23 protein-coding genes and 2 other annotated features are annotated in these 22,566 nt (G+C 52.7%); all 23 genes read right to left on the bottom strand.

Going from position 1 to position 22,566, the window contains the following annotated elements:
• Positions 1-87: 87 nt before the first annotated feature.
• The 23 genes from rpsG to GHH_RS00535 all read right to left on the bottom strand — a co-directional run bounded on the left by rpsG (position 88) and on the right by GHH_RS00535 (position 22,525).
• Positions 88-558 carry a 30S ribosomal protein S7 gene (gene rpsG, locus GHH_RS00640; protein WP_011229617.1) on the bottom strand — a complete coding sequence of 157 codons (471 nt, stop codon included), beginning with the start codon at positions 556-558 and terminating at the stop codon, positions 88-90.
• A gap of 39 nt (positions 559-597) precedes the next feature.
• Positions 598-1,020, bottom strand: a complete 423-nt coding sequence (rpsL, locus tag GHH_RS00635; RefSeq protein ID WP_011229616.1) for a 30S ribosomal protein S12 — start codon at positions 1,018-1,020, stop codon at positions 598-600.
• 96 nt (positions 1,021-1,116) lie between these two features.
• The gene (locus GHH_RS00630; RefSeq protein ID WP_011229615.1) at positions 1,117-1,365 is read right to left on the bottom strand and encodes a 50S ribosomal protein L7ae-like protein; all 249 of its coding nucleotides are present in this window, start codon (positions 1,363-1,365) and stop codon (positions 1,117-1,119) included.
• A 134-nt stretch (positions 1,366-1,499) separates the two neighbouring features.
• A complete protein-coding gene (rpoC, locus tag GHH_RS00625; RefSeq protein WP_011229614.1) occupies positions 1,500-5,099 on the bottom strand; it encodes a DNA-directed RNA polymerase subunit beta' in 3,600 nt (1,199 codons plus the stop codon).
• A 92-nt stretch (positions 5,100-5,191) separates the two neighbouring features.
• Entirely contained in the window at positions 5,192-8,767 is a 3,576-nt protein-coding gene (rpoB, locus tag GHH_RS00620) for a DNA-directed RNA polymerase subunit beta (protein ID WP_015373724.1), read from the bottom strand.
• Between the two features lie 413 nt (positions 8,768-9,180).
• Positions 9,181-9,783: a class I SAM-dependent methyltransferase gene (locus GHH_RS00615; RefSeq protein ID WP_015373723.1), complete on the bottom strand. Its 603-nt coding sequence runs from the start codon at positions 9,781-9,783 to the stop codon at positions 9,181-9,183.
• 112 nt (positions 9,784-9,895) lie between these two features.
• Positions 9,896-10,264 carry a 50S ribosomal protein L7/L12 gene (gene rplL / locus GHH_RS00610; RefSeq protein WP_012820484.1) on the bottom strand — a complete coding sequence of 123 codons (369 nt, stop codon included), beginning with the start codon at positions 10,262-10,264 and terminating at the stop codon, positions 9,896-9,898.
• Between the two features lie 54 nt (positions 10,265-10,318).
• On the bottom strand, positions 10,319-10,819 hold the full coding sequence (gene rplJ / locus GHH_RS00605; RefSeq protein ID WP_011229610.1) for a 50S ribosomal protein L10: 501 nt from the start codon (positions 10,817-10,819) through the stop codon (positions 10,319-10,321).
• 47 nt (positions 10,820-10,866) lie between these two features.
• Positions 10,867-11,030, bottom strand: a sequence feature (ribosomal protein L10 leader region).
• A 47-nt stretch (positions 11,031-11,077) separates the two neighbouring features.
• Positions 11,078-11,779 carry a 50S ribosomal protein L1 gene (gene rplA, locus GHH_RS00600; protein ID WP_012820483.1) on the bottom strand — a complete coding sequence of 234 codons (702 nt, stop codon included), beginning with the start codon at positions 11,777-11,779 and terminating at the stop codon, positions 11,078-11,080.
• Positions 11,780-11,960: 181 nt separating this feature from the next.
• Entirely contained in the window at positions 11,961-12,386 is a 426-nt protein-coding gene (gene rplK, locus GHH_RS00595; protein ID WP_011229608.1) for a 50S ribosomal protein L11, read from the bottom strand.
• Between the two features lie 234 nt (positions 12,387-12,620).
• Positions 12,621-13,154 carry a transcription termination/antitermination protein NusG gene (gene nusG, locus GHH_RS00590; protein ID WP_012820482.1) on the bottom strand — a complete coding sequence of 178 codons (534 nt, stop codon included), beginning with the start codon at positions 13,152-13,154 and terminating at the stop codon, positions 12,621-12,623.
• Between the two features lie 112 nt (positions 13,155-13,266).
• Positions 13,267-13,449: a preprotein translocase subunit SecE gene (gene secE / locus GHH_RS00585; RefSeq protein ID WP_012820481.1), complete on the bottom strand. Its 183-nt coding sequence runs from the start codon at positions 13,447-13,449 to the stop codon at positions 13,267-13,269.
• A 40-nt stretch (positions 13,450-13,489) separates the two neighbouring features.
• Entirely contained in the window at positions 13,490-13,639 is a 150-nt protein-coding gene (gene rpmG / locus GHH_RS17780) for a 50S ribosomal protein L33 (protein ID WP_075261442.1), read from the bottom strand.
• Between the two features lie 92 nt (positions 13,640-13,731).
• Positions 13,732-14,361, bottom strand: a complete 630-nt coding sequence (sigH, locus tag GHH_RS00580) for an RNA polymerase sporulation sigma factor SigH (protein WP_020278980.1) — start codon at positions 14,359-14,361, stop codon at positions 13,732-13,734.
• Positions 14,362-14,451: 90 nt separating this feature from the next.
• Positions 14,452-14,964 (bottom strand): NYN domain-containing protein, encoded by a 513-nt coding sequence (locus GHH_RS00575; protein ID WP_012820478.1) that lies wholly within the window; start codon positions 14,962-14,964, stop codon positions 14,452-14,454.
• A gap of 3 nt (positions 14,965-14,967) precedes the next feature.
• Positions 14,968-15,705, bottom strand: coding sequence for a 23S rRNA (guanosine(2251)-2'-O)-methyltransferase RlmB (gene rlmB, locus GHH_RS00570; RefSeq protein WP_011229602.1), 738 nt, complete (start codon positions 15,703-15,705; stop codon positions 14,968-14,970).
• Positions 15,705-16,130 (bottom strand): Mini-ribonuclease 3, encoded by a 426-nt coding sequence (locus GHH_RS00565; RefSeq protein ID WP_012820476.1) that lies wholly within the window; start codon positions 16,128-16,130, stop codon positions 15,705-15,707. The genes rlmB and GHH_RS00565 overlap by 1 nt, the downstream gene beginning before the upstream one ends.
• Before the next feature lie 6 nt (positions 16,131-16,136).
• Complete coding sequence (gene cysS, locus GHH_RS00560; RefSeq protein WP_014194590.1) at positions 16,137-17,537, bottom strand: cysteine--tRNA ligase; 1,401 nt, start codon at positions 17,535-17,537, stop codon at positions 16,137-16,139.
• The gene (cysE, locus tag GHH_RS00555) at positions 17,515-18,252 is read right to left on the bottom strand and encodes a serine O-acetyltransferase (protein ID WP_020754402.1); all 738 of its coding nucleotides are present in this window, start codon (positions 18,250-18,252) and stop codon (positions 17,515-17,517) included. Before cysE ends, cysS begins: the two co-directional genes overlap by 23 nt.
• Positions 18,250-18,485 (bottom strand) — a binding site (T-box leader). (Overlaps the previous gene by 3 nt.)
• A 72-nt stretch (positions 18,486-18,557) precedes the next feature.
• Positions 18,558-20,030 (bottom strand): glutamate--tRNA ligase, encoded by a 1,473-nt coding sequence (gltX, locus tag GHH_RS00550; protein WP_011229598.1) that lies wholly within the window; start codon positions 20,028-20,030, stop codon positions 18,558-18,560.
• A gap of 201 nt (positions 20,031-20,231) precedes the next feature.
• Positions 20,232-20,708: a 2-C-methyl-D-erythritol 2,4-cyclodiphosphate synthase gene (gene ispF / locus GHH_RS00545; RefSeq protein ID WP_013143976.1), complete on the bottom strand. Its 477-nt coding sequence runs from the start codon at positions 20,706-20,708 to the stop codon at positions 20,232-20,234.
• Positions 20,709-20,722: 14 nt separating this feature from the next.
• Entirely contained in the window at positions 20,723-21,409 is a 687-nt protein-coding gene (gene ispD, locus GHH_RS00540) for a 2-C-methyl-D-erythritol 4-phosphate cytidylyltransferase (protein WP_015373720.1), read from the bottom strand.
• Between the two features lie 21 nt (positions 21,410-21,430).
• Complete coding sequence (locus GHH_RS00535; RefSeq protein ID WP_012820471.1) at positions 21,431-22,525, bottom strand: PIN/TRAM domain-containing protein; 1,095 nt, start codon at positions 22,523-22,525, stop codon at positions 21,431-21,433.
• Positions 22,526-22,566: the final 41 nt, after the last annotated feature.

The following is a 22,566-nucleotide window of genomic DNA, read 5'->3' as shown; positions in this document are numbered from 1 at the left end:
CGCGACCGGAAAGGCCGCAATATATAGGAAGATAGGTGAATAGGCAACCGCAGTGCCTCCTCACCTATTTCCTTTAGGCGACGCTCCTTACCAGCGGTAATGGGCAAACGCGCGGTTCGCTTCAGCCATTTTATGTGTATCTTCGCGTTTTTTCACCGCTGCACCCGTGTTGTTGGCAGCATCCATAATTTCATTTGCCAAGCGCTCTTCCATCGTTTTTTCGTTGCGAAGACGTGCATATTGCACGAGCCAGCGCAAACCGAGAGAAACGCGGCGGTCCGGACGAACCTCGACCGGAACTTGGTAGTTCGCCCCACCAACGCGGCGAGCGCGCACTTCCAACACCGGCATAACGTTTTTCAACGCTTGCTCAAACACTTCCATTGGATCTTTACCCGTGCGCTCACGGATAATATCAAACGCGGTGTAAAGAATTTTTTGCGCTTTTGATTTTTTGCCGTCGATCATAATTTTATTGATCAAACGGGTAACAAGCTTCGAATTGTAAATTGGATCCGGCAGTACGTCACGTTTAGCAACAGGGCCTCTACGTGGCATAGTGTTTCCTCCCTTCAGGAAAACATTCTCTTCATTTCATTATTTTTTCGCTGCTTTTGGTTTTTTCGCGCCGTATTTCGAACGACCTTGCATCCGGTTCGCTACGCCTGCAGCATCCAGCGCCCCACGGATGATATGGTAGCGTACCCCCGGCAAGTCTTTGACACGTCCGCCGCGGATGAGCACAACGCTGTGTTCTTGCAAGTTATGGCCGATCCCCGGAATGTACGCCGTAACTTCAATCCCATTTGTCAAGCGGACACGGGCGTATTTCCGCAACGCCGAGTTCGGTTTTTTCGGCGTCATCGTGCCGACACGCGTGCAAACGCCGCGTTTTTGCGGAGACGACACATTCGTTTGCTCTTTTTTGAAGCTGTTATACCCTTTGTTCAACGCAGGGGATTTCGATTTCACGACTTTTTTCTCGCGTCCTTTGCGGACCAATTGGTTGATTGTAGGCATGAAAAGATCCTCCTTTCGCATGCATCGTTTAAGCCCACATATCCAGGTGGTTCATCGTTTATGCAAATAAAGGTTTTAGGGGAGAAAGGCAAAACGTTACCGAAGGATCGCCACCGCGGCCGCACCGACTTGGATTTTGCACGCCTTGCCAAGCTTTTTCATCGAATCGACTTTTGTGACCGGCACGTTTGCCTCATTGGCGGCGGCGGTCACTTTTTCGATGATCGGCAAGTCGGCATCCTCCGCCACGATCACTTCCGCTGCTTTCCCTTCCTTTAAAGCCCTTATCGTTTGTTTGGTTCCAATGACAATTTTTCCAGCCTGTAATACTTTTTCATAAGACATGTAACATATCCTCCAAAGTACCAGGTTGTTGGAACACCTTTATTAGACTACCATTTTCTTTGTCGATTGTCAACTGGATTTTTCATTAGATGATGGCCGGCCAAGGAGCGCCTTAGCCGGCCACTTGGTTCGCGTTATTTGGAAGACACCGTGTCGCTAGCCGTTTCCTTTTTGACGGCCGGCTTCACTTTCCGGTAGCGGGCCATACCGGTTCCAGCCGGGACGAGTTTGCCGATAATGACGTTTTCCTTCAAGCCAAGCAGTTCATCACGTTTTCCTTTGATGGCCGCATCCGTCAAGACGCGCGTCGTTTCTTGGAACGAAGCAGCCGACAAGAACGAATCCGTCTCAAGCGACGCTTTCGTGATGCCGAGCAACACCTGGCGGGCCGTCGCCGGCCGTTTCCCTTCGCGAAGAGCTTTGGCGTTGACATCCGTAAACTGGTGGACATCCAACAGCGTGCCCGGCAGCACATCGGTGTCGCCGGCATCGATGACGCGCACTTTGCGCAGCATTTGCCGCACCATGACCTCGATATGCTTGTCGCTGATTTCTACCCCTTGCATCCGGTACACTTTTTGCACTTCGCGGAGCAAGTACTCTTGCACGGATGTAATATCGCGCACGCGCAACAACTGTTTCGGGTCGACCGAGCCTTCTGTCAGCTCTTGGCCGCGTTCGACGCGCTGACCTTCTTCGACTTTCAGCCGCGCATTGTACGGCGCTACATATGTCCGCGTTTCAACCTCACCTTGCACGACAACTTCATATTGGTTGTCACGCGTTTTGTTAATCGAGATGACCGTGCCGTCAATTTCCGAAATGACCGCTTGCCCTTTCGGGTTGCGCGCTTCAAACAGCTCTTGCACCCGTGGCAAACCTTGAGTGATATCGTCGCCGGCGACGCCGCCTGTATGGAACGTCCGCATTGTCAGCTGCGTGCCCGGCTCGCCGATCGACTGAGCGGCGATAATGCCGACGGCTTCGCCAACTTCGACGTCCATGCCGGTCGCCATGTTGCGGCCGTAACATTTTTTGCAGACGCCATGGCGCGTGTTGCAGGCGAATACGGAGCGAATCCATACTTCCGTAATGCCGGCTTTCATGATCTCATTGGCGATATCTTCGGTGATCATCTCGTCTTTGCGGACGATCACTTCGCCCGTTTCCGGATGGCGCACCGTTTTGTGCGCATAGCGGCCGACAAGCCGCTCTTCAAGCTTGACGACAACTTCCGTGCCATCCGTCAGCGCCCGCGCCAAAATGCCGCGGTCGGTGCCGCAATCTTCTTCGCGGACGATGACGTCTTGGGCCACGTCGACAAGGCGGCGCGTGAGATAGCCTGAGTCGGCCGTTTTGAGCGCCGTATCCGCCAATCCTTTTCGCGCGCCGTGCGTCGAGATAAAGTATTCCAATACCGTCAAGCCTTCGCGGAACGACGACTTGATCGGCAGCTCAATGATCCGGCCGGCCGGGTTGGCCATCAAACCGCGCATCCCCGCAAGCTGCGTAAAGTTCGACGCGTTCCCGCGCGCTCCGGAATCGCTCATCATAAAGATCGGGTTGCGTTTATCAAGCGACTTCATCAACCGGTCTTGAATTTTGTCTTTCGCCGCGCTCCAGATGGAGATGACGCGCTCGTACCGCTCTTCGTCGGTAATCAACCCGCGGCGGAACTGCTTCAAAACCGTATCGACTTTCGCTTGCGCTTCATCCAAAATTTCTTGTTTTTCCGGCAGGACGACGATATCGGCCACGCCGATCGTGATGCCGGCCTTCGTCGAATATTGGAAGCCAAGGTCTTTCATGCGGTCGAGCATCTTCGATGTTTCGGTGATTTTGAACCGTTTGAACACTTCAGCGATAATTTGCCCGAGCACTTTTTTCTTAAACGGCGGCACGAGTTCGCGCTTGCGAATTTCTTCGCGCACGTTGACCCCTTTGTCAAGGAAGTACTTGTCCGGCGTCCGCCCTTCAATGTTTTCCGTCGTCGGCTCGTTGATGTACGGGAACGAATTCGGCAAAATTTCGTTGAAAATGAGCTTTCCGACGGTCGTTAAGAGCAGCTTGTTGTTTTGCTCTTCGGTAAACGTTTCGTTTTTCAGCGAACCGGCATGAATGGCGATGCGCGAATGGAGATGGACGTAGCCGTTATGGTAAGCAAGCAGCGCCTCGTCCGTGTCTTTGAACACCATGCCTTCACCGATGGCTCCCTCGCGCTCCATCGTCAAGTAGTAGTTGCCCAACACCATGTCTTGTGATGGTGTCACGACCGGCTTCCCGTCTTTCGGGTTCAAAATGTTTTGCGCCGCCAACATCAACAAGCGCGCTTCGGCTTGCGCCTCAGCCGACAGCGGCACGTGCACCGCCATTTGGTCGCCGTCAAAGTCAGCGTTGTACGCCGTGCAAACAAGCGGATGAAGACGGATCGCCCGCCCTTCCACAAGCGTTGGTTCAAACGCCTGAATGCCGAGACGGTGCAGCGTCGGAGCGCGGTTTAACAGCACCGGATGTTCTTTGATGACATCTTCAAGCACATCCCACACTTCCGGATGGACGCGCTCGATTTTCCGTTTCGCGCTTTTAATGTTATGCGCCAACCCCCGCTCGACAAGCTCCTTCATGACGAACGGCTTGAACAACTCTAGCGCCATTTCTTTCGGCAGCCCGCATTGATACATTTTTAAGTTTGGGCCGACGACGATGACGGAGCGGCCGGAATAATCAACGCGTTTGCCGAGCAAGTTTTGCCGGAAGCGCCCTTGCTTCCCTTTCAGCATGTGGGAAAGCGATTTTAACGGACGGTTCCCCGGACCGGTCACCGGACGGCCGCGGCGGCCGTTATCGATCAAAGCATCAACCGCCTCTTGCAGCATCCGCTTCTCATTTTGGACGATAATGTTCGGCGCACCGAGATCAAGCAGCCGTTTCAGCCGGTTGTTACGGTTGATGACGCGGCGGTACAAATCGTTCAAATCCGATGTTGCAAACCGCCCGCCGTCAAGCTGAACCATCGGGCGCAACTCCGGCGGAATGACCGGCAGTACATCAAGCACCATCCATGCCGGGTCGTTCCCTGAACTGCGGAACGCTTCAAGCACTTCAAGCCGCTTAATGATGCGGGCGCGCCGTTGCCCTTGCGCCGTTTTCAGCTCTTCTTTCAGCGCGGCCACCTCTTTATCCAAATCAATGTCTTGGAGCAGCTTTTTGATCGCCTCCGCCCCCATCGACGCTTGGAACGATTGACCGTACTTCTCGCGATAGGCGCGGTATTCCTTTTCCGACAACAGCTGCTTTTTCTCAAGCGGCGTATCACCCGGGTCGGTGACGACATAGGATGCAAAATAAATGACCTCTTCGAGCGCCCGCGGCGACATGTCAAGAACCAACCCCATCCGGCTCGGGATGCCTTTGAAATACCAGATATGCGAAACCGGGGCAGCCAGCTCGATATGGCCCATCCGTTCGCGGCGGACTTTCGAGCGCGTCACTTCGACGCCGCAACGGTCGCAGACGACGCCTTTGTAGCGAACGCGTTTATATTTGCCGCAATGGCATTCCCAGTCTTTCGTCGGACCGAAAATGCGCTCGCAAAACAAGCCGTCTTTTTCCGGCTTTAACGTCCGATAGTTGATTGTCTCTGGCTTTTTGACTTCGCCATACGACCAAGAACGAATTTTCTCCGGGGAAGCGAGCCCAATTTTCATGTACTCAAATTTATTGACATCCAGCAAGGGGTATACCTCCCTTTTTGATCCGTCGGTTTTCCGTTCCCTCAAGCGGCCAATGGCGGGGAACAGCTCCCCGCCTGGCCGTTATGGCCGGTTTATTCTTTCGTCACCGCATCTTTCTCTTCGCCGGCTTCTTCCCGTTCGGCCGGTTTGACGTCCACCATGATGGCATCCGGTGCATGGTCATCATCATCATCATCAAAGTTTTCCATGTTGATTTCTTGTTCATCGCTCGTCAAAATCGTGACGTCCATGCCCAAGCTTTGCAGCTCTTTGATCAACACTTTAAACGACTCCGGCACACCCGGCTCCGGAATGTTTTCCCCTTTGACGATCGCCTCGTACGTTTTGACACGGCCGACGACATCGTCGGACTTGACGGTCAAAATTTCTTGCAGCGTGTATGCCGCCCCATACGCCTCAAGCGCCCATACTTCCATCTCACCAAAGCGCTGGCCGCCGAACTGCGCCTTGCCGCCAAGCGGCTGTTGAGTGACAAGCGAGTACGGGCCGGTCGAGCGAGCGTGGAGTTTGTCGTCGACCATGTGGGCAAGCTTGATCATGTACATGATCCCGACCGACACGCGGTTGTCAAACGGTTCGCCCGTCCGCCCGTCATACAGCACCGTTTTGGCATCGCGCGCCATGCCGGCTTCTTCAAGAATGTTCCAAACATCTTCCTCCGTCGCTCCGTCAAAGACTGGGGAAGCGATATGCAAGCCAAGTTTTTTCGCCGCCATGCCAAGATGCAGCTCAAATACTTGCCCGATGTTCATCCGCGACGGAACGCCGAGTGGGTTTAACATGATGTCAATCGGCGTGCCATCCGGCAAGAAGGGCATATCTTCCTCCGGCAAAATGCGGGAAATAACCCCTTTGTTTCCGTGGCGGCCTGCCATTTTGTCGCCCTCGGAAATTTTCCGCTTTTGCACAATATAGACGCGCACCAGTTGATTGACACCCGGCGGAAGCTCGTCGCCGTCTTCGCGGTTGAACACTTTCACGTCAAGGACGATGCCGCCGCCGCCGTGCGGGACGCGCAACGACGTATCACGCACCTCGCGCGCTTTTTCGCCGAAGATCGCGTGCAAAAGCCGCTCTTCCGCCGTCAGCTCGGTCATTCCTTTTGGCGTCACTTTGCCGACGAGCAAGTCGCCGTCTTTCACTTCTGCGCCGATGCGGACGATGCCGCGTTCATCCAAGTTTTTCAGCGCATCCTCGCCGACGTTTGGAATGTCGCGCGTAATTTCTTCAGGACCGAGTTTCGTATCGCGCGATTCGGCTTCATACTCTTCAATATGAATGGATGTATACACGTCTTCTTTGACGAGCCGTTCGCTCATGATGATCGCGTCTTCGTAGTTGTAACCGTCCCATGTCATAAAGGCGACAAGCACATTGCGGCCAAGCGCCAATTCGCCCTTATCCATCGACGGGCCATCGGCCAAAATTTCGCCCTTCTCAACGATATCGCCTTTTTTCACGATCGGCCGCTGGTTGTAGCACGTGCCTTGGTTCGAACGAACGAATTTCAGCAACCGATATTTATCTAGATCACCCTTGACTTCTTTGCCGTCCACTTCAATCAGCCGACGCACCCAAATTTCCTTTGCTTCGACGCGCTCGACGATGCCGCGGTGCTTGCAAATGACCGCTGCGCCCGAGTCTTTCGCCGAAACATACTCCATCCCCGTGCCAACGATCGGCGCTTCCGGTTCCAACAGCGGCACGGCTTGCCGCTGCATGTTCGCTCCCATCAGCGCGCGGTTCGAGTCGTCGTTTTCCAAAAATGGGATGCACGCTGTCGCTGCCGAGACGACTTGCTTCGGCGAAACGTCCATGTAGTCGACGCGATCGCGCTTGACGACGATGTTCTCGCCGCGGAAACGGGCGACAACGTTTTCTTCAAGGAACGTGCCGTCCTCCGCAAGCGGTACGTTCGCCTGTGCTACAACGTAATTGTCCTCTTCATCGGCTGTCAAATAATCGATTTGGTCCGTCACCCGCCCTGTTTCCGGATCGACGCGCCGGTATGGCGTTTCAATAAAGCCGAACTTGTTCACTTTCGCGTAAGTGGACAGCGAGTTGATGAGTCCGATGTTCGGACCTTCCGGCGTTTCAATCGGACACATCCGCCCGTAGTGCGAATAGTGAACGTCGCGCACCTCAAACCCAGCGCGCTCACGTGTCAATCCGCCAGGGCCAAGCGCGGACAGACGCCGCTTGTGCGTCAGTTCGGCCAATGGGTTCGTTTGATCCATGAACTGTGACAGCTGCGAGCTGCCGAAAAACTCTTTGATCGCCGCGATCACTGGGCGGATGTTGATCAGCTGCTGCGGCGTAATCGTGTTCGTATCTTGGATCGACATGCGCTCGCGCACGACGCGCTCCATGCGCGACAGGCCGATGCGGAATTGGTTTTGCAATAGTTCGCCGACCGAACGGAGGCGGCGGTTGCCTAAATGGTCGATGTCATCCGTATCGCCGACGCCGTGGAGCAAGTTGAAGAAATAGCTGATCGACGCAATGATGTCAGCCGGTGTAATATGTTTGACATCCTCGGCGATGAAGCCGTTGCCGATGACGTTGATCACTTTTTCGCCATCCGGGTCATTCGGGGCATAAATTTTGATCGTTTGCACCGAAATGTCCCCGTCCACCACCCCTTCGGCCGGGCGGTATGTCTGTAAGCCGACCCCTTTTTCCAAATACGGGAGCAGGCGATTCAGCGTTCGGCGGTCGATCATCGCTCCAGCTTCGGCGATGACTTCCTTGGTTTCGGGATCAATGATCGTTTCCGCGAGCCGCTGATTGAACAGGCGGTTTTTAATATGAAGTTTTTTATTGATTTTATAACGGCCTACGCTCGCCAAGTCATAGCGCTTCGGATCAAAAAAGCGCGACGCCAGCAAATTTTTCGCATTCTCAAGCGTCGGCGGCTCTCCCGGACGAAGACGCTCGTAAATTTCAATCAACGCTTTTTCCGTGCTGTCGGTATTATCTTTTTCAAGCGTATTGCGCAAGTATTCGTTGTCACCGAGCAGATCGATGATTTCTTGGTCGGAGCTGAACCCAAGCGCACGGAGAAGCACCGTAACCGGCAGTTTACGGGTGCGGTCGATGCGAACGTAAACGACGTCTTTCGCATCGGTTTCATATTCAAGCCATGCGCCGCGGTTCGGAATCACTGTCGCCGAGTAGCCGCGTTTGCCGTTTTTATCAACTTTGTCGCTGTAATAGACGCTTGGCGAACGGACGAGCTGGGAAACGATGACGCGTTCCGCCCCATTGATAATAAACGTTCCGGTTTCCGTCATGAGCGGAAAATCGCCCATAAACACGTCTTGTTCCTTCACTTCGCCCGTTTCTTTATTGATCAGGCGAACTTTGACGCGAAGCGGCGCCGCATATGTAACGTCGCGTTCTTTCGCCTCTTCGACCGTATATTTCGGTTCTCCTAAACTATAGTCGATAAATTCAAGCGAGAGATTGCCGGAAAAGTCTTCAATCGGGGAAATTTCCCTAAACATTTCCCGCAACCCTTCATCGAGAAACCATTGGTAGGAGGACGTTTGAATTTCGATCAAGTTCGGCAATTCCAGCACTTCGCTGATGCGTGCATAGCTTCTGCGTTGGCGGTGTCGCCCGTATTGAACTAGTCGGCCTGTCAAGAGTGATTCACCCCTCAAATGTAGACATTAGTGAAAACCGGAACCGGAACAGCTCCATCATCCGCTCTGCTCAGCAATCAATGCCTTCAAGGCGGACTGGCCGCTCCGTCATTCCGGGGCAAAGCACTAGGCATGCATGCAGCCGGCCCCCGCCATCCGGGCGGAAACGGCTTCGTTGCGTGCACCGCCGTTTCATTTAGGGGATTTAACACGCTCCCGGCGCGAGGAAACCAGGCGTTGAGTTGAATGGAGAAAAAAAGAAAATGGTTTCTATTCCAATAGAAAACCATATGGTTCGTTGTTTATTGATTTTATCATTGTTTCCATTGCGTCCAAAATTATACGTCATCCCCTCTGCACGGGAAATGTGCATATTTAGCATTTTATAATGCTACCACAATAAAAAAACGGTGTCAACATTTTTTCGCCTTTATGATATAATATCCTTTTTTCTTCGCGACGACTTCTACAGCAGGAAAGCATTCGTTCAGCTTTTGCAAGGCCGATGGGGCGCCTTGCTTTTTTTGAATGACGACCCATAGCTCGCCATGATCGAGCAGATAATCGCGGCTTTGTTCAAAAATCGCGTAAACGACCCGTTTGCCAGCCCGGATCGGCGGATTGGTGACGACCGCTGCAAATCGCTGTTCTCCGACTTCCGAAAAAAGATCGCTTTTGTAAATCACCGCATTGTCAATCCCGTTTGCCTGCTTGTTTTCCTGCGCCAGTTCGAGCGCCCGCTCGTTGACATCAATCATGTGAACGCGCCGGTTTGGAAACGATTTGGCCAAGGCAAGCCCGATCGGCCCATATCCGCAGCCGACATCCAACAAATCCCCAGCCACTCCCGGCTCCTCGAACGTTTCAATTAACAGGCGTGTGCCAAAGTCGACTTCGCGCTTTGAAAACACTCCGCTGTCGGTCGTAAAGCGGAATTCATGCCCCCGCAACACGTACGTCCACGTTTGCGGGTTTCGCTCCGACGTCGGATTGACTGAGTAATAATGCTCGCTCATCATCATCCCCTCCTCCTTGTCGACAGGCTGCACTGCCTTCCGTATATATAGTGTAACAAAAAAGAGGCCGTCCCTTGCTTCGGGCAAGCCTCTTTTTTCAATGGCGCAGCCATTACTTGATTTCGACTTTCGCGCCAGCTTCTTCGAGTTTTGCTTTGATTTCTTCTGCTTCTTCTTTCGCAATGCCTTCTTTGATCGGCTTCGGGGTGTTGTCGACCAAGTCTTTCGCTTCTTTCAGGCCGAGGCCAGTGATTTCGCGAACGACTTTGATGACTTTGATTTTTTGCGCGCCGGCGTCGGCAAGAATGACGTCGAATTCCGTTTTTTCTGCCGCTGCTTCAGCGCCAGCTGCTGCGCCGCCCGCGACAACAACCGGAGCCGCAGCTGTTACGCCGAATTCTTCCTCGATCGCTTTCACCAATTCGTTTAATTCCAATACGGTCATATTTTTCACTGCTTCAATGATTTGTTCTTTCGTCATCACAACTTCCTCCTTTGTTTTCTGAATGATTGTTAAGCACATATCGATGCGCCATTACGCGCCTTGTTCCTCTTGCTTGTCAGCCACCGCTTTAATCGCAAGCGCAAAGTTGCGGATCGGGGCTTGAAGAACGCTAAGCAACATCGAAAGCAACCCTTCGCGGGACGGGAGTTTCGCCAACGCATCGATTTCTTCTTTGCTGGCGATGTTCCCTTCGATGACGCCGCCTTTGATTTCCAATGCTTCATGCGTTTTCGCAAACTCGCTTAAAATTTTTGCCGGCGCCACGACATCTTCATTGCTGAAGGCGATGGCATTTGGACCGGTGAACACTTCATCCAGTCCTTCCAAGCCGACTTCCGCGAGCGCCCGGCGGGTCAAGGTGTTTTTGTACACTTTAAACTCGACGCCTGCCTCGCGCAGCTGTTTGCGCAACTCGGTCATTTCCGCCACGTTCAAGCCGCGGTAATCAACGATGACGGTTGCCTTGCTGGCCCGGAATTTGTCTGCGATTTCCGCGACCACTTGTTTTTTCAGTTCAATCGCGCTCGACACGTCCTGCACCTCCTGTAAGGAAAATGAGAGAATACCACTTATACCGTCTGCTCAATAAAAAACCTCCATGCCGCGTAGACATGGAGGTGTCGTTCAACGCACCGCCGCTCGTCCCCGACGCAGGGCGCGCTGTTCTATCGTCCACATACCTCGGTAGGAAATTAAGCCTCAAACAGGCACCTACTGTCTACGGTACAAATGATATTCATTTGTTCAGCCAAATGGCATTTTAACAGACGGACAAACAAAAGTCAACGGTTATTGTGCAACAGCAACCGTGGACGGGTCAACCTTGATGCCAGGGCCCATTGTCGATGTAATCGTGACGTTTTTCACGTACGTCCCTTTTGCCGCCGCCGGTTTGGCTTTCAAAATTGCTTCATAGACGGCCGCGAAGTTTTCAGCCAATTTCTCGTTGTCAAACGACACTTTGCCGATCGGAACGTGGATGTTGCCCGCTTTGTCGACGCGGTATTCCACTTTACCAGCCTTGATTTCCTGCACCGCTTTTGCTACGTCAAACGTGACTGTTCCGGTTTTCGGGTTTGGCATCAACCCTTTCGGCCCTAAAATGCGGCCGAGTTTCCCGACTTCACCCATCATGTCCGGCGTAGCAACAACGACATCAAAGTCAAACCAACCTTGCTGGATTTTGTTGATATATTCTGTATCGCCGACATAGTCAGCGCCAGCCGCTTCTGCTTCTTTCGCTTTTTCCCCTTTCGCGAACACCAACACGCGCGCCACTTTCCCTGTGCCGTGCGGCAGGACGACGGCGCCGCGAATTTGTTGGTCCGCTTTTTTCGGGTCGACGCCCAAACGGAACGCCACTTCCACCGTGGCATCGAATTTCGCGATGTTCGTTTTTTTCACGAGCTCGATTGCTTCAGCAATCGGGTATGCTTTGGAGCGGTCGACGAGCTTCAATGCTTCTAAGTATTTCTTTCCTCTTTTCGGCATGTGAAAAATCCTCCTCGATTGTGGTTTTAGCGGAAAAACCTCCCACATTGAACGTTCTTCGCTTCTTTCGAAAACGAAGAAGCGGACGGATGCCCATTCATCGGGCCCGTCTTGCTGTTTTTGTTCATGGAGAGAGAGGTTGCCCAATGACGCAACCTCCCCTACAAACGACGCACCGGCTTTAGTCTTCAATCACAATGCCCATGCTGCGGGCCGTGCCTTCGATCATGCGCATGGCCGCCTCAATGCTCGCCGCATTCAAATCCGGCATTTTCAGCTCAGCGATCTCACGTACTTTGTCGCGTTTAATTGTCGCCACTTTGTTGCGGTTCGGTTCGCCGGAGCCCGATTCAATGCCCGCCGCTTTTTTCAGCAATACAGCGGCTGGCGGCGTTTTCGTGATGAATGTAAATGAACGGTCTTCAAAAACCGTAATTTCAACCGGAATGATCAACCCTGCTTGGTCCGCCGTGCGGGCATTAAACTCTTTGCAAAACGCCATAATATTGACACCGGCTTGACCCAACGCAGGACCTACTGGCGGCGCCGGATTCGCTTTCCCTGCAGGAATTTGCAGTTTGACGACCTTGATTACTTTTTTCGCCACGAGACACACCTCCTTAAGTCCGTGATGTGGTATTAGGGATTGCCCCTCCCACTCATCCGGCTCCGGTCTACTGAGCCGTTTTCCTATCTCCCGTTCAGTTGAGAGGATCAGCGTAAAAACAAAACGGCTCCCTTATACAAGTGTATAAGTTCACCGCCATATGTCTCCGTTTAAGAGACATACTGACTTTAAAATAGTATCACTTTTCCCTATCAATTGCAAGTTCTTTATCCATTAGATTTTTTCTATTTGCGAAAACTCAAGCTCCACCCGTGTTTCGCGCCCAAACATATCGACAAGCAGCTTCACTTTATGTTTATCCGGGTCAATCGCTTCAATTTTCCCTGTAAAGTTCGCAAACGGACCTTCTTTGATCCGCACCGTTTCATTTACCTCATAGTCTACGTCAACCTCGGCAAGCGGCATGCCCATCCGCTTCAAGATCATTTTTACTTCTTCCTCCATAAGCGGCGTCGGTTTCGAACCAGCTCCGCTTGAGCCGACAAATCCAGTGACGCCCGGCGTGTTGCGCACGACATACCATGAGTCATCCGTCATGACCATCTCAACGAGCACATAGCCAGGGAACACTTTCTTTTTCGTCGTTTTCCGTTTTCCGTTTTTGACGTCCGTCTCCGTCTCTTCCGGAACGACGACGCGAAAAATTTTATCTTGCATTCCCATCGATTCGACGCGTTTTTCCAAATTGGCTTTCACTTTGTTTTCATATCCCGAATATGTATGGACAACATACCAGTTTTTCTCCATCAACAAGCCTCCCCAAGGCGGTTTTCGTTTTGTTTTTTGCGCAAAACAAAAACCCGTTGCCGGGTTCCATACGCGCACGATTATCTTTCATTATAACATATCCTTCGTCCGCTTATTCAAACACGAGGCGAATCAACTCAGAAATGCCGAGGTCCACAACGGCAAAAAAGACGGTGAAAAACGCCACCGTGGCCAACACGACCGCCGTGTAGTTCACTAACTCCTTCCGGTTTGGCCAACTCACTTTTTTCAGCTCGCGTACGACTTCTTTTAAAAAGTTGATTACTCGCTGCATCACTCGTACCTCCATCATCGTTCAAAACTATCTCCACCGTCTATTTCGTTTCACGATGGATTGTATGTTTGTTGCATGTTGAGCAAAACTTGTTGGCCATAAGGCGCTCACCAAGGCGACGTATCTGTTTTGCTGCCGTATAGTTTCGGCTTCCGCACTGCACGCAAGCCAGCGTCACTTTTTGGCGCATCAGCATTCCACCGTTCCTGCGAGATGTCCATAAAAATTTATCATATTGGCTGTTTCGCTGTCAATGACATCTTTTGATGCGGCGTTGCGATGCTATAAACTGATCTCGCGGTATTCCAAATATTTCTCGAGCTTCCGCTTGACGCGTTGCAACGCGTTGTCGATCGACTTGACATGGCGGTTCAGCTCTTCGGAAATTTCCTGGTATGAGCGTCCATCCAAATACAAAGCGAGCACTTTCCGCTCGAGGTCGCTGAGCAGTTCCGCCATCTTTAGTTCAATATCATCGACTTCCTCGCGGTTGACAATCAATTGTTCCGGGTCCGTCACCTGCGTGCCGGACAACACATCCATCAGCGTCCGGTCAGATTCATCGTCATAAATCGGCTTATCCAAGGAAACGTAAGAGTTGAGCGGAATATGCTTTTGGCGGGTCGCCGTTTTAATCGCGGTAATCATTTGCCTTGTGATGCAAAGTTCTGCAAACGCTTTAAATGAGGAAAGCTTGTCCCCCTTAAAATCACGGACGGCCTTATACAGACCGATCATTCCTTCCTGCACGATATCTTCCCGATCAGCTCCGACTAAAAAATAGGAGCGAGCTTTGGCGCGCACAAAGTTTTGATATTTATGGATTAAAAAATCAAGTGCTTCCCCATCCCCTTCGTGAACGAGCGCAACAAGCTGCTCATCGTCCAGCTGATGATAACCTTTCCCTTTCATTGCTTTCAAGCATTCCCCCACGCTGATCCCCCCGACCGCATCAATCGCTAACATGTATTATACAGGACAAATTTTTACAGCGTCAACCGCTCATTTTTCTCCTCTTCGCCATTTTTCAAAAATTTCAGCAATTCTATCATTTAGCGGAACTTTGGAGATCGGAGTGCGTTGCCGCATCGCTTTTACTTTTTGGGAAATGTCCCGCTCAACCGTCTCGACTTCATCCAATAGCTCGCGCGCCGACTTGCGCAGGGCGCCTTGGCCGAACACCGTCCATTGTTCGGTGTAGTCGGAGGTAGCGACATACACTTTTGTGCGCGCATTCATCAATGTTTTCGCCAACCGTTCAATTCGCTCATCGGCCGTCTCATGTTCCTTTGTAAAAATGACATCGACGTCGTAATGTTTATACTTTTTCTCGTTTCCTTGCACGAGGTGGGCATCGAATACGATCACGACATGGTCCCCGGTGAATCCTTTGTAGTCAGCCATTTTTTCAATCAATAAATCCCTTGCCGCTGCCAGATCGCCCTCTTCTTTCAGCCGGCGCAGCTCCGGCCAAGCACCGATGATGTTATAGCCGTCGACAATCAAAATGTTCATTCGCTATTCTCCCAACGGATACCGCTTCCGGTACACCTCGTACATGAGCAGGCTGGCGGCGACAGAGGCATTGAGTGAGGTGACATGGCCGCGCATCGGCAACCGGAACAAGAAATCGCACTTTTCAAGCACTAGGCGGCTGATCCCTTTTCCTTCGCTCCCGATTACGAGCGCCAACGGCATCGTGCCATCGAGCGAGCGGTAGTCGTCTTGAGCCGATGCATCCGTTCCGGCTACCCACACTCCGCGCTCTTTCAGCTCGTCAATCGTCCGCGCCAAGTTTGTCACACGCGCGACCGGAACGTGCTCAATCGCCCCGGTCGACGCCTTCGCCACCGTTTGGGTCAGCCCGACCGAACGCCGCTTCGGAATAATGAGGCCGTGCGCCCCGACCGCATCAGCGGTGCGCATGATGGCCCCTAAATTATGCGGATCCTCAAGCTCATCCAAGATGAGAAAAAACGGCGCCTCGCCCCGCTCGGCGGCGCGAGCGAACAAGTCATCAATTTCATAGTAGCGGTAAGCCGCCGCCTGAGCGATCACCCCTTGATGAGCTCCTTCAGCCATCTGATCAAGCTTGCGCTTCGGGACATATTGGACGAGCACGCCCCGCCGCTTTGCCCATTCAAGCACAGGTTCGACGGTATGGCGCTGCGCCCCTTCCGCGATCCAAATTTTATTGATGTCGCGCCCGGCTTTGAGCGCTTCAATGACCGGATTTTTGCCGATAATGTAGTCCATCATTCCAACGCCCTTTCTTCCCTTTCAATAATGGCAAACGAACGGCCGATCAGCTCATCAACCCGCTTTTCATTATTAACCAAAAAATGATAACCGATGAGCGCCTCAAAGGCCGTGCTATGCCGGTATGTTTGCACATCCGTATTTTTCGGGATTGTGCCTGATTTGGCATTGCGGCCGCGGCGGACGATGTCCTTTTCCTCCTCGGTCAGGACGCCCTCGTCAAGCAACGCCAAAATCACTCGCGCTTGCGCCCGCGCCGACACATAGCGGACCGCCCGCCGATGCAGCTCATGCGGCCGCACGCTGCCGCCAGCAAGCAAATGGCGTCGCACATACACCTCGTACACGGCGTCGCCAATATAGGCAAGCGCCAGTCCATTTAACTGCTTCACATCGTTGACCGTTTCAAACTCCGCCATCATCGCGTGCTATCCCCGTTTCCATCTCGTTCCTTGCGGCGTGTCTTCCAAAATAATGTTTTTCGCTCTCAACTCGTCGCGAATGCGGTCGGCCAGCGCAAAATCGCGGTTTTTCCGCGCTTCATTGCGCTTTTGGATCAACGCCTCGATTTCCTCATCAAGCAGCTCATCCTGCTTCAAGGTGAGTCCAAGTACGTCCGCCAGCTGTTCGAACTCGCGCAAAAACGCGTGAATGACCTTCTCGGATGTCGTTTTTTCCTGCAAGTACAAGTTGGCCTGCTTCGCCAGTTCAAACAATACGGCAATGCCGTTCGCCGTGTTGAAATCGTCGTCCATTTCACGGATGAACGAGGCGCGGATGTCGGCAATGCGCGAAACCCATTCCTCGTCATTGTCCGTTAAGTTCGTGCTTGCCTGCAGGCGATGCTGCAAATTGCCATACGCCGTCTTCAGGCGCTCGAGTCCGCGCCGCGCACTCTCAAGCAGTTCCTCGCTGTAGTTGATCGGATGGCGGTAATGCACCGACAGCATGAAAAAACGCAGCACTTGCGGGTCGATCTCCCGGATGATATCGTGAACGAGCACGAAATTGCCAAGCGACTTCGACATTTTTTCGTTGTTAATATTTAAATACCCATTGTGCAACCAATATTTCGCGAACGGTTTGCCGGTCAGCGCCTCCGACTGGGCGATTTCGTTTTCATGGTGCGGGAATGTCAAGTCCTGGCCGCCGGCGTGGATATCGATCGTATCGCCCAAATATTTGCGCGCCATCGCCGAGCATTCGATATGCCAACCAGGCCGCCCTTTCCCCCATGGACTGTCCCAACAAATTTCTCCTTCCTTCGCTGCTTTCCAAAGGGCGAAATCAAGTGGATCGTCTTTTTTCTCTCCAATTTCGATGCGCGCCCCAGCTTGCAGCTCATCGATCGATTGATGAGACAGCTTGCCGTATTCGCGGAACTTGCGCGTCCGGTAATACACGTCGCCGTCGACTTCGTAGGCATATCCTTTGTCAATGAGCGCCTGAATGAATTCGATAATCGTATCAATGTTTTCGGTCACCCGCGGATGGATGTCCGCTTTTTTGCAGCCAAGCGCCTGAATGTCTTCAAAATACGCCTCAATAAACCGCTCAGCGATCGCCGGCACGCTCTCGCCGAGCTCGCGGGCCGCTTTGATCAACTTGTCATCAACATCGGTAAAGTTCGATACATACGTCACATCATAGCCGCGGAACTCCAAATAGCGGCGGATCGTGTCAAAAACGATGGCGGCCCGAGCATTGCCGATGTGAATATAATTATAGACGGTCGGGCCGCACACATACATTTTCACTTTATTCGGTTCCAGCGGCTCAAACGGTTCTTTTTTTCGCGTCAACGTATTATAAAGCCGGATGCTGCTCATACTCGTTCTTCCTTTCTTGTTGTTTCAATGCCTCAAGCTCGCTTTTCAGCCGGGCGATTTCCTCTTCAAGCTCCCGAAACCGGTCGGCGATCGGGTCAGGAAGGTCGGTATGGTTTAAATCTTTCTTCACTTTCACCCCGTCGCGCACAACGACGCGGCCCGGAATGCCAACGACGGTCGAATTGGGCGGTACGTCTTTTAACACGACCGACCCAGCGCCGATTTTCGAGTTTTCCCCGATCGTAATCGAACCGAGCACTTTTGCGCCGGCAGCGATCAAACAGTTGTCTTTGATCGTCGGGTGCCGCTTCCCTTTTTCTTTCCCTGTCCCGCCTAATGTGACCCCTTGATAGACGGTGACATTGTCGCCGATTTCGCACGTTTCGCCGATCACCACGCCCATGCCGTGGTCGATGAAAAAGCGGCGGCCGATTTTCGCGCCCGGATGGATTTCAATGCCAGTGAAAAAGCGGCTGATTTGCGAAATCAAGCGGGCAAGAAAGTAAAATTTCCGCTTGTAAAGCGCATGGGCGATCCGATGCGCCCAGATGGCATGCAGGCCGGAATATGTTAAAATGACTTCCAAATAGCTTCTCGCCGCCGGGTCTTGCTCAAAAATGACCTCAATATCCTCTTTTAACGTTTTAAACATCATGTCCTCCCTCCATCCCTCTAAGTTGTCTTGAATAAAAAAGCGTCCCTGTGCCGAAGACACAGAGACGCTTTTGGCGCGGTTCCACTCTGTTTAGCGAAACGGGGCGCCGTTTCGCTCACTCGATTCCGATAACGGAGATGCTCCGCTCCCCTCTACTGCAGAACGTCTCTGTTCCGGTTCGAAAGGAGACTCCGAGGCGCACTTCAGACAGCACCGAACATAAGCCGCTTCCAGCCAAGGCGGCTCTCTCTGGGATGCCGATGCTTCCTACTTCTCCTCGTCAACGCTTTTTCTTTATGCACTTGTTCCATCGAAATTTTATATTATTATACCACATCCATCATGCAAACGTGCATAGAGGCCGATTAAAATTTTTCTTGCAACGCCCGCTCCAGCCGCTCGATCACTTTTTCTTTGCCGAGCAACTGAATGGCAAACGGCAGCTCCGGTCCGTGCGTTTGTCCCGTCACCGCCGCGCGGATCGGCATAAACAACTTTTTCCCTTTTTGCCCGGTCGCCTTTTGCACCGCTTTAATGGCCGCTTTAATCTCGTCTGCCGTAAACGGCTCAAGCTCACGCACGCTCTCAAGGAAGGTGGAAAGCACAGCCGGCACTTGCTCTTCAGCAAGCACTTGACGCGCCTCGTCCTCGTAGTCGATTTCTTCTTTAAAGAACAGCTCAGACAGCGGGACGATCTCCGCCCCGTAGCTCATTTGCTCTTGATACAAAGCAATTAAATCGCGCGCCCATTGCCGCTGTTCGTCCGTCATATCCGCCGGCAGGCGCCCGGCTTTCACTAAATGCGGCAAGGCCAGCTCGACAAGCCGGTCAAGATCAAGCTTTTTGATATATTGGTTGTTCATCCATGTCAGCTTTTTCGTATCAAACATGGACGGCGATTTTGACAGCCGGGAGACATCGAACATGCGGATCAGTTCGTCTTTCGTAAAAATTTCTTCCTCTCCTTCCGGCGACCAGCCAAGCAAAGCGAAAAAGTTGAACATCGCTTCCGGCAAATAGCCAAGTTCTTTGTATTGCGAGACGAACTGAATGATGGATTCATCGCGCTTCGACAGCTTTTTCCGCTGCTCGTTGACGATCAACGTCAAGTGCGCGAACTGCGGCGGCTCCCAGCCGAAGTACTCGTATACCATGAGCTGCTTCGGCGTATTGGACAAATGTTCCTCACCGCGAAACACATGGCTGATTTCCATTAAATGGTCGTCGATGACAACAGCGAAATTGTATGTCGGAATGCCATTCGCCTTGACAATCACCCAATCGCCGCCGACATCTTTCGATTCAAACACCACTTTGCCGCGCACTAAATCGTAAAATTCGTACGTTTTCCCTTCCGGCACCTTCAGGCGGATCGTATACGGCTTCCCTTGCGCCTCGAGCTCCGCGACCTGCTCCGGCGTCAAATGGCGGCATTTGCCGCTGTACTGCGGAGCGGCGATGCCGGCCGCCCGCTGCGCCTCCCGCTCGCGCTCGAGCTCTTCCGGCGTGCAAAAACATTTGTACGCATGCCCTTGCTCAAGCAATTCATTCACATATTTTCGGTAAATATCGAGCCGCTCCGTTTGCCGGTACGGCCCGTAGCCGCCATCTTGATCAATCGATTCATCATAATCAATGCCGAGCCATTTTAAGTTTTCGAGCTGCGACTTTTCGCCGCCTTCGACGTTCCGTTCAATATCCGTATCCTCGATGCGGACGATCATTTTTCCACCGTGATGGCGGGCAAACAAATAGTTAAACAGCGCTGTCCGCGCCCCGCCGATATGCAAATGGCCGGTTGGGCTCGGCGCATAGCGCACGCGCACCTCTTTTGCCATCATCCAAACCCTCCACTTCCATCAAAGCTTGTGCTATTATTGTACCGTTTATCGCGGCAAAGTTCAAAACAGACAGCTCTCACCTAAGCCGCACCACGCCGCCGACGCCCCCCTTTACACCTCCTAGCCAGGACGGCGAACAAAGCGCTTATGTATTAAAGAACGAGGCCTTCCCAAATGATGCTGCCAAAGGCCGCTCCATTAGCTTTTTTGCAGCAAGACGACCGCCTGGGCGGCAATGCCTTCCTCCCGCCCAGTGAATCCAAGCTTCTCCGTCGTCGTTGCCTTCACATTGACTTGCGAGCGCTCGGCTTCCAGCAACCGAGCGATCACCGCCCTCATTTCTTCAATATACGGCGCCATCTTCGGCTTTTGTGCGATGATCGTGCAGTCGGCGTTCACGAGCCTATACCCTTCCTGCCGAGCGAGCGCCCATACGTGCGCCAACAGCTCAGCCGAGTCGGCATCTTTAAAGCGCGGATCTGTGTCCGGAAAATGCCGGCCGATATCGCCGGCGCCGATCGCCCCAAGGCATGCGTCCGCCACCGCATGAAGCAGCACGTCGGCATCTGAGTGGCCGAGCAGCCCCTTTTCATACGGAATGGTGACGCCGCCAATGATCAGCGGACGCCCTTCAACAAGCTGATGGACGTCAAACCCTTGTCCAATGCGAAACATCTCTCCACCCCCATCTATTCGGCCATCCGGCTTGCCAAAATCGCCTCAGCAAACAAAAGGTCCTCCGGCGTCGTCAGCTTAATATTGCGATAATCCCCTTCAATGATCTTCACCGGCTTGCCGATTCGCTCCACAAGGCTGGCGTCATCCGTGCCGAGATAGCCAGCCTGTTTCGCCGCTTCGTGCGCTTCCATGATCAAAGACAGACGAAAAGCTTGTGGCGTCTGCACCGCCCACAAGCTGGAACGATCAATCGTCTGTTCGACAAACAAACCGTTCGCTTTTTTGATCGTATCTTTCACCCGCACTGCCGGGATCGCCGCCCCGTACTGAACAGCGGCGTTCACGAGCTCGTGCAAATGATGGACGCGGACAAACGGGCGGGCGCCGTCATGGATGAGAACAATCTCCTCCCCCGCGAGCGCCTGCAATCCGTTGTAGACGCTATGCTGCCGCTCCTCGCCGCCGTCGGTAAGCGCGGCGACTTTTCGAATGCGAAAGCGGGCGAGCAGCTGCTCAAATCGGCTTCGCTCGGCTGGGTTGACGACGAGCACGATGCGGGTGCACCGCTCATCGCGCTCAAACACGTTCAGCGTCCGAACGATGAGCGGCTCACCGCCAAGCTCAAGGAATTGCTTGTTCATGCCGGCGTTCATCCGCTTTCCCCGCCCGGCCGCCAAGACAATCGCTTCGTAATTCATTGGCCGTTTCCCCTATTCGTTTTACAACGCTTTTTGCAGCAGTTTCAATTTGGCAAAAATCATTCTCCCCGCAGATGTTTGTAACACGCTGGTGACTAAAACGTCAACCCGTTTGCCGATATATTCTTTGCCATCTTCGACGACGATCATCGTCCCGTCGTCCAAATAGGCCACGCCTTGGTTATGCTCCTTCCCATCTTTAATGACGTGTACGTTCAGCTCCTCGCCTGGCAGCACGACCGGTTTGACGGCATTCGCTAAATCGTTGATATTCAAAACACGCACGTTTTGCAGCTCACATACTTTGTTTAAATTGAAATCGTTCGTCACGACAACGCCTTGAAGTTGCTTCGCCAGCTTGACGAGTTTGCTGTCGACTTCCTGGACGTCGCTGAAATCCGCTTCATGGATTTCCACTTTCATCGCCATTTCTTTTTGGATGCGGTTCAAAATATCCAAGCCGCGGCGGCCGCGGTTCCGCTTCAGCACATCGGACGAATCGGCGATATGCTGCAATTCTTCGAGCACAAACCGCGGAATGACAAGCGGCCCTTCCAAAAACCCGGTTTGGCAAATGTCTGCGATCCGCCCGTCGATGATGACGCTCGTATCCAAAATTTTCACAGCACCGCCCTTTGACGGTTCGTTTTCCGCTTCTCCACCTTTTTTCTTCGCCATGCGGTTGGACAAGGAAAATAAGTTCATCAACTCATTCCGTTTCTTTAAACCGACGCGAAACCCTAAGTAGCCAAGCAACACCGTCAAAAAAATCGGCAACACCGTATTCAACACTTGAATGTGAAACGACTGCAACGGCATGACAACGAAAAACGCGATAATAAGACCGAAAATCAGCCCGAGACTGCCAAACAGCACGTCGGCGGCCGGCGCCTTCACGAGCGTTTCCTCCACCCAGCGAATCATGTCGACCACATAATCGACAAGCCAAAACGTCAACAAAAAGAAAACGACTGCCCCCAGCACCGCAAGCGTATAAGAATTATTGAGAAGCGGCATGCCGCTCACATTCATCAGCTTAAGCAAGTCAGGAAAAAACATGGCGCCTAACGTTCCGCCCACGGCGAGGAAAAATAATTGCACAATGCGTTTGACCATCAGCCCATCTTCACCTCCCTATTTAACATTATAAACAGTTT

It is taken from the genome of Geobacillus sp. GHH01 (assembly GCF_000336445.1).
GTDB lineage: Bacteria > Bacillota > Bacilli > Bacillales > Anoxybacillaceae > Geobacillus > Geobacillus zalihae.
The sequence above is the reverse complement of the archived record's forward strand: the minus strand, read 5'-3'. Positions and strand labels throughout refer to the sequence as shown.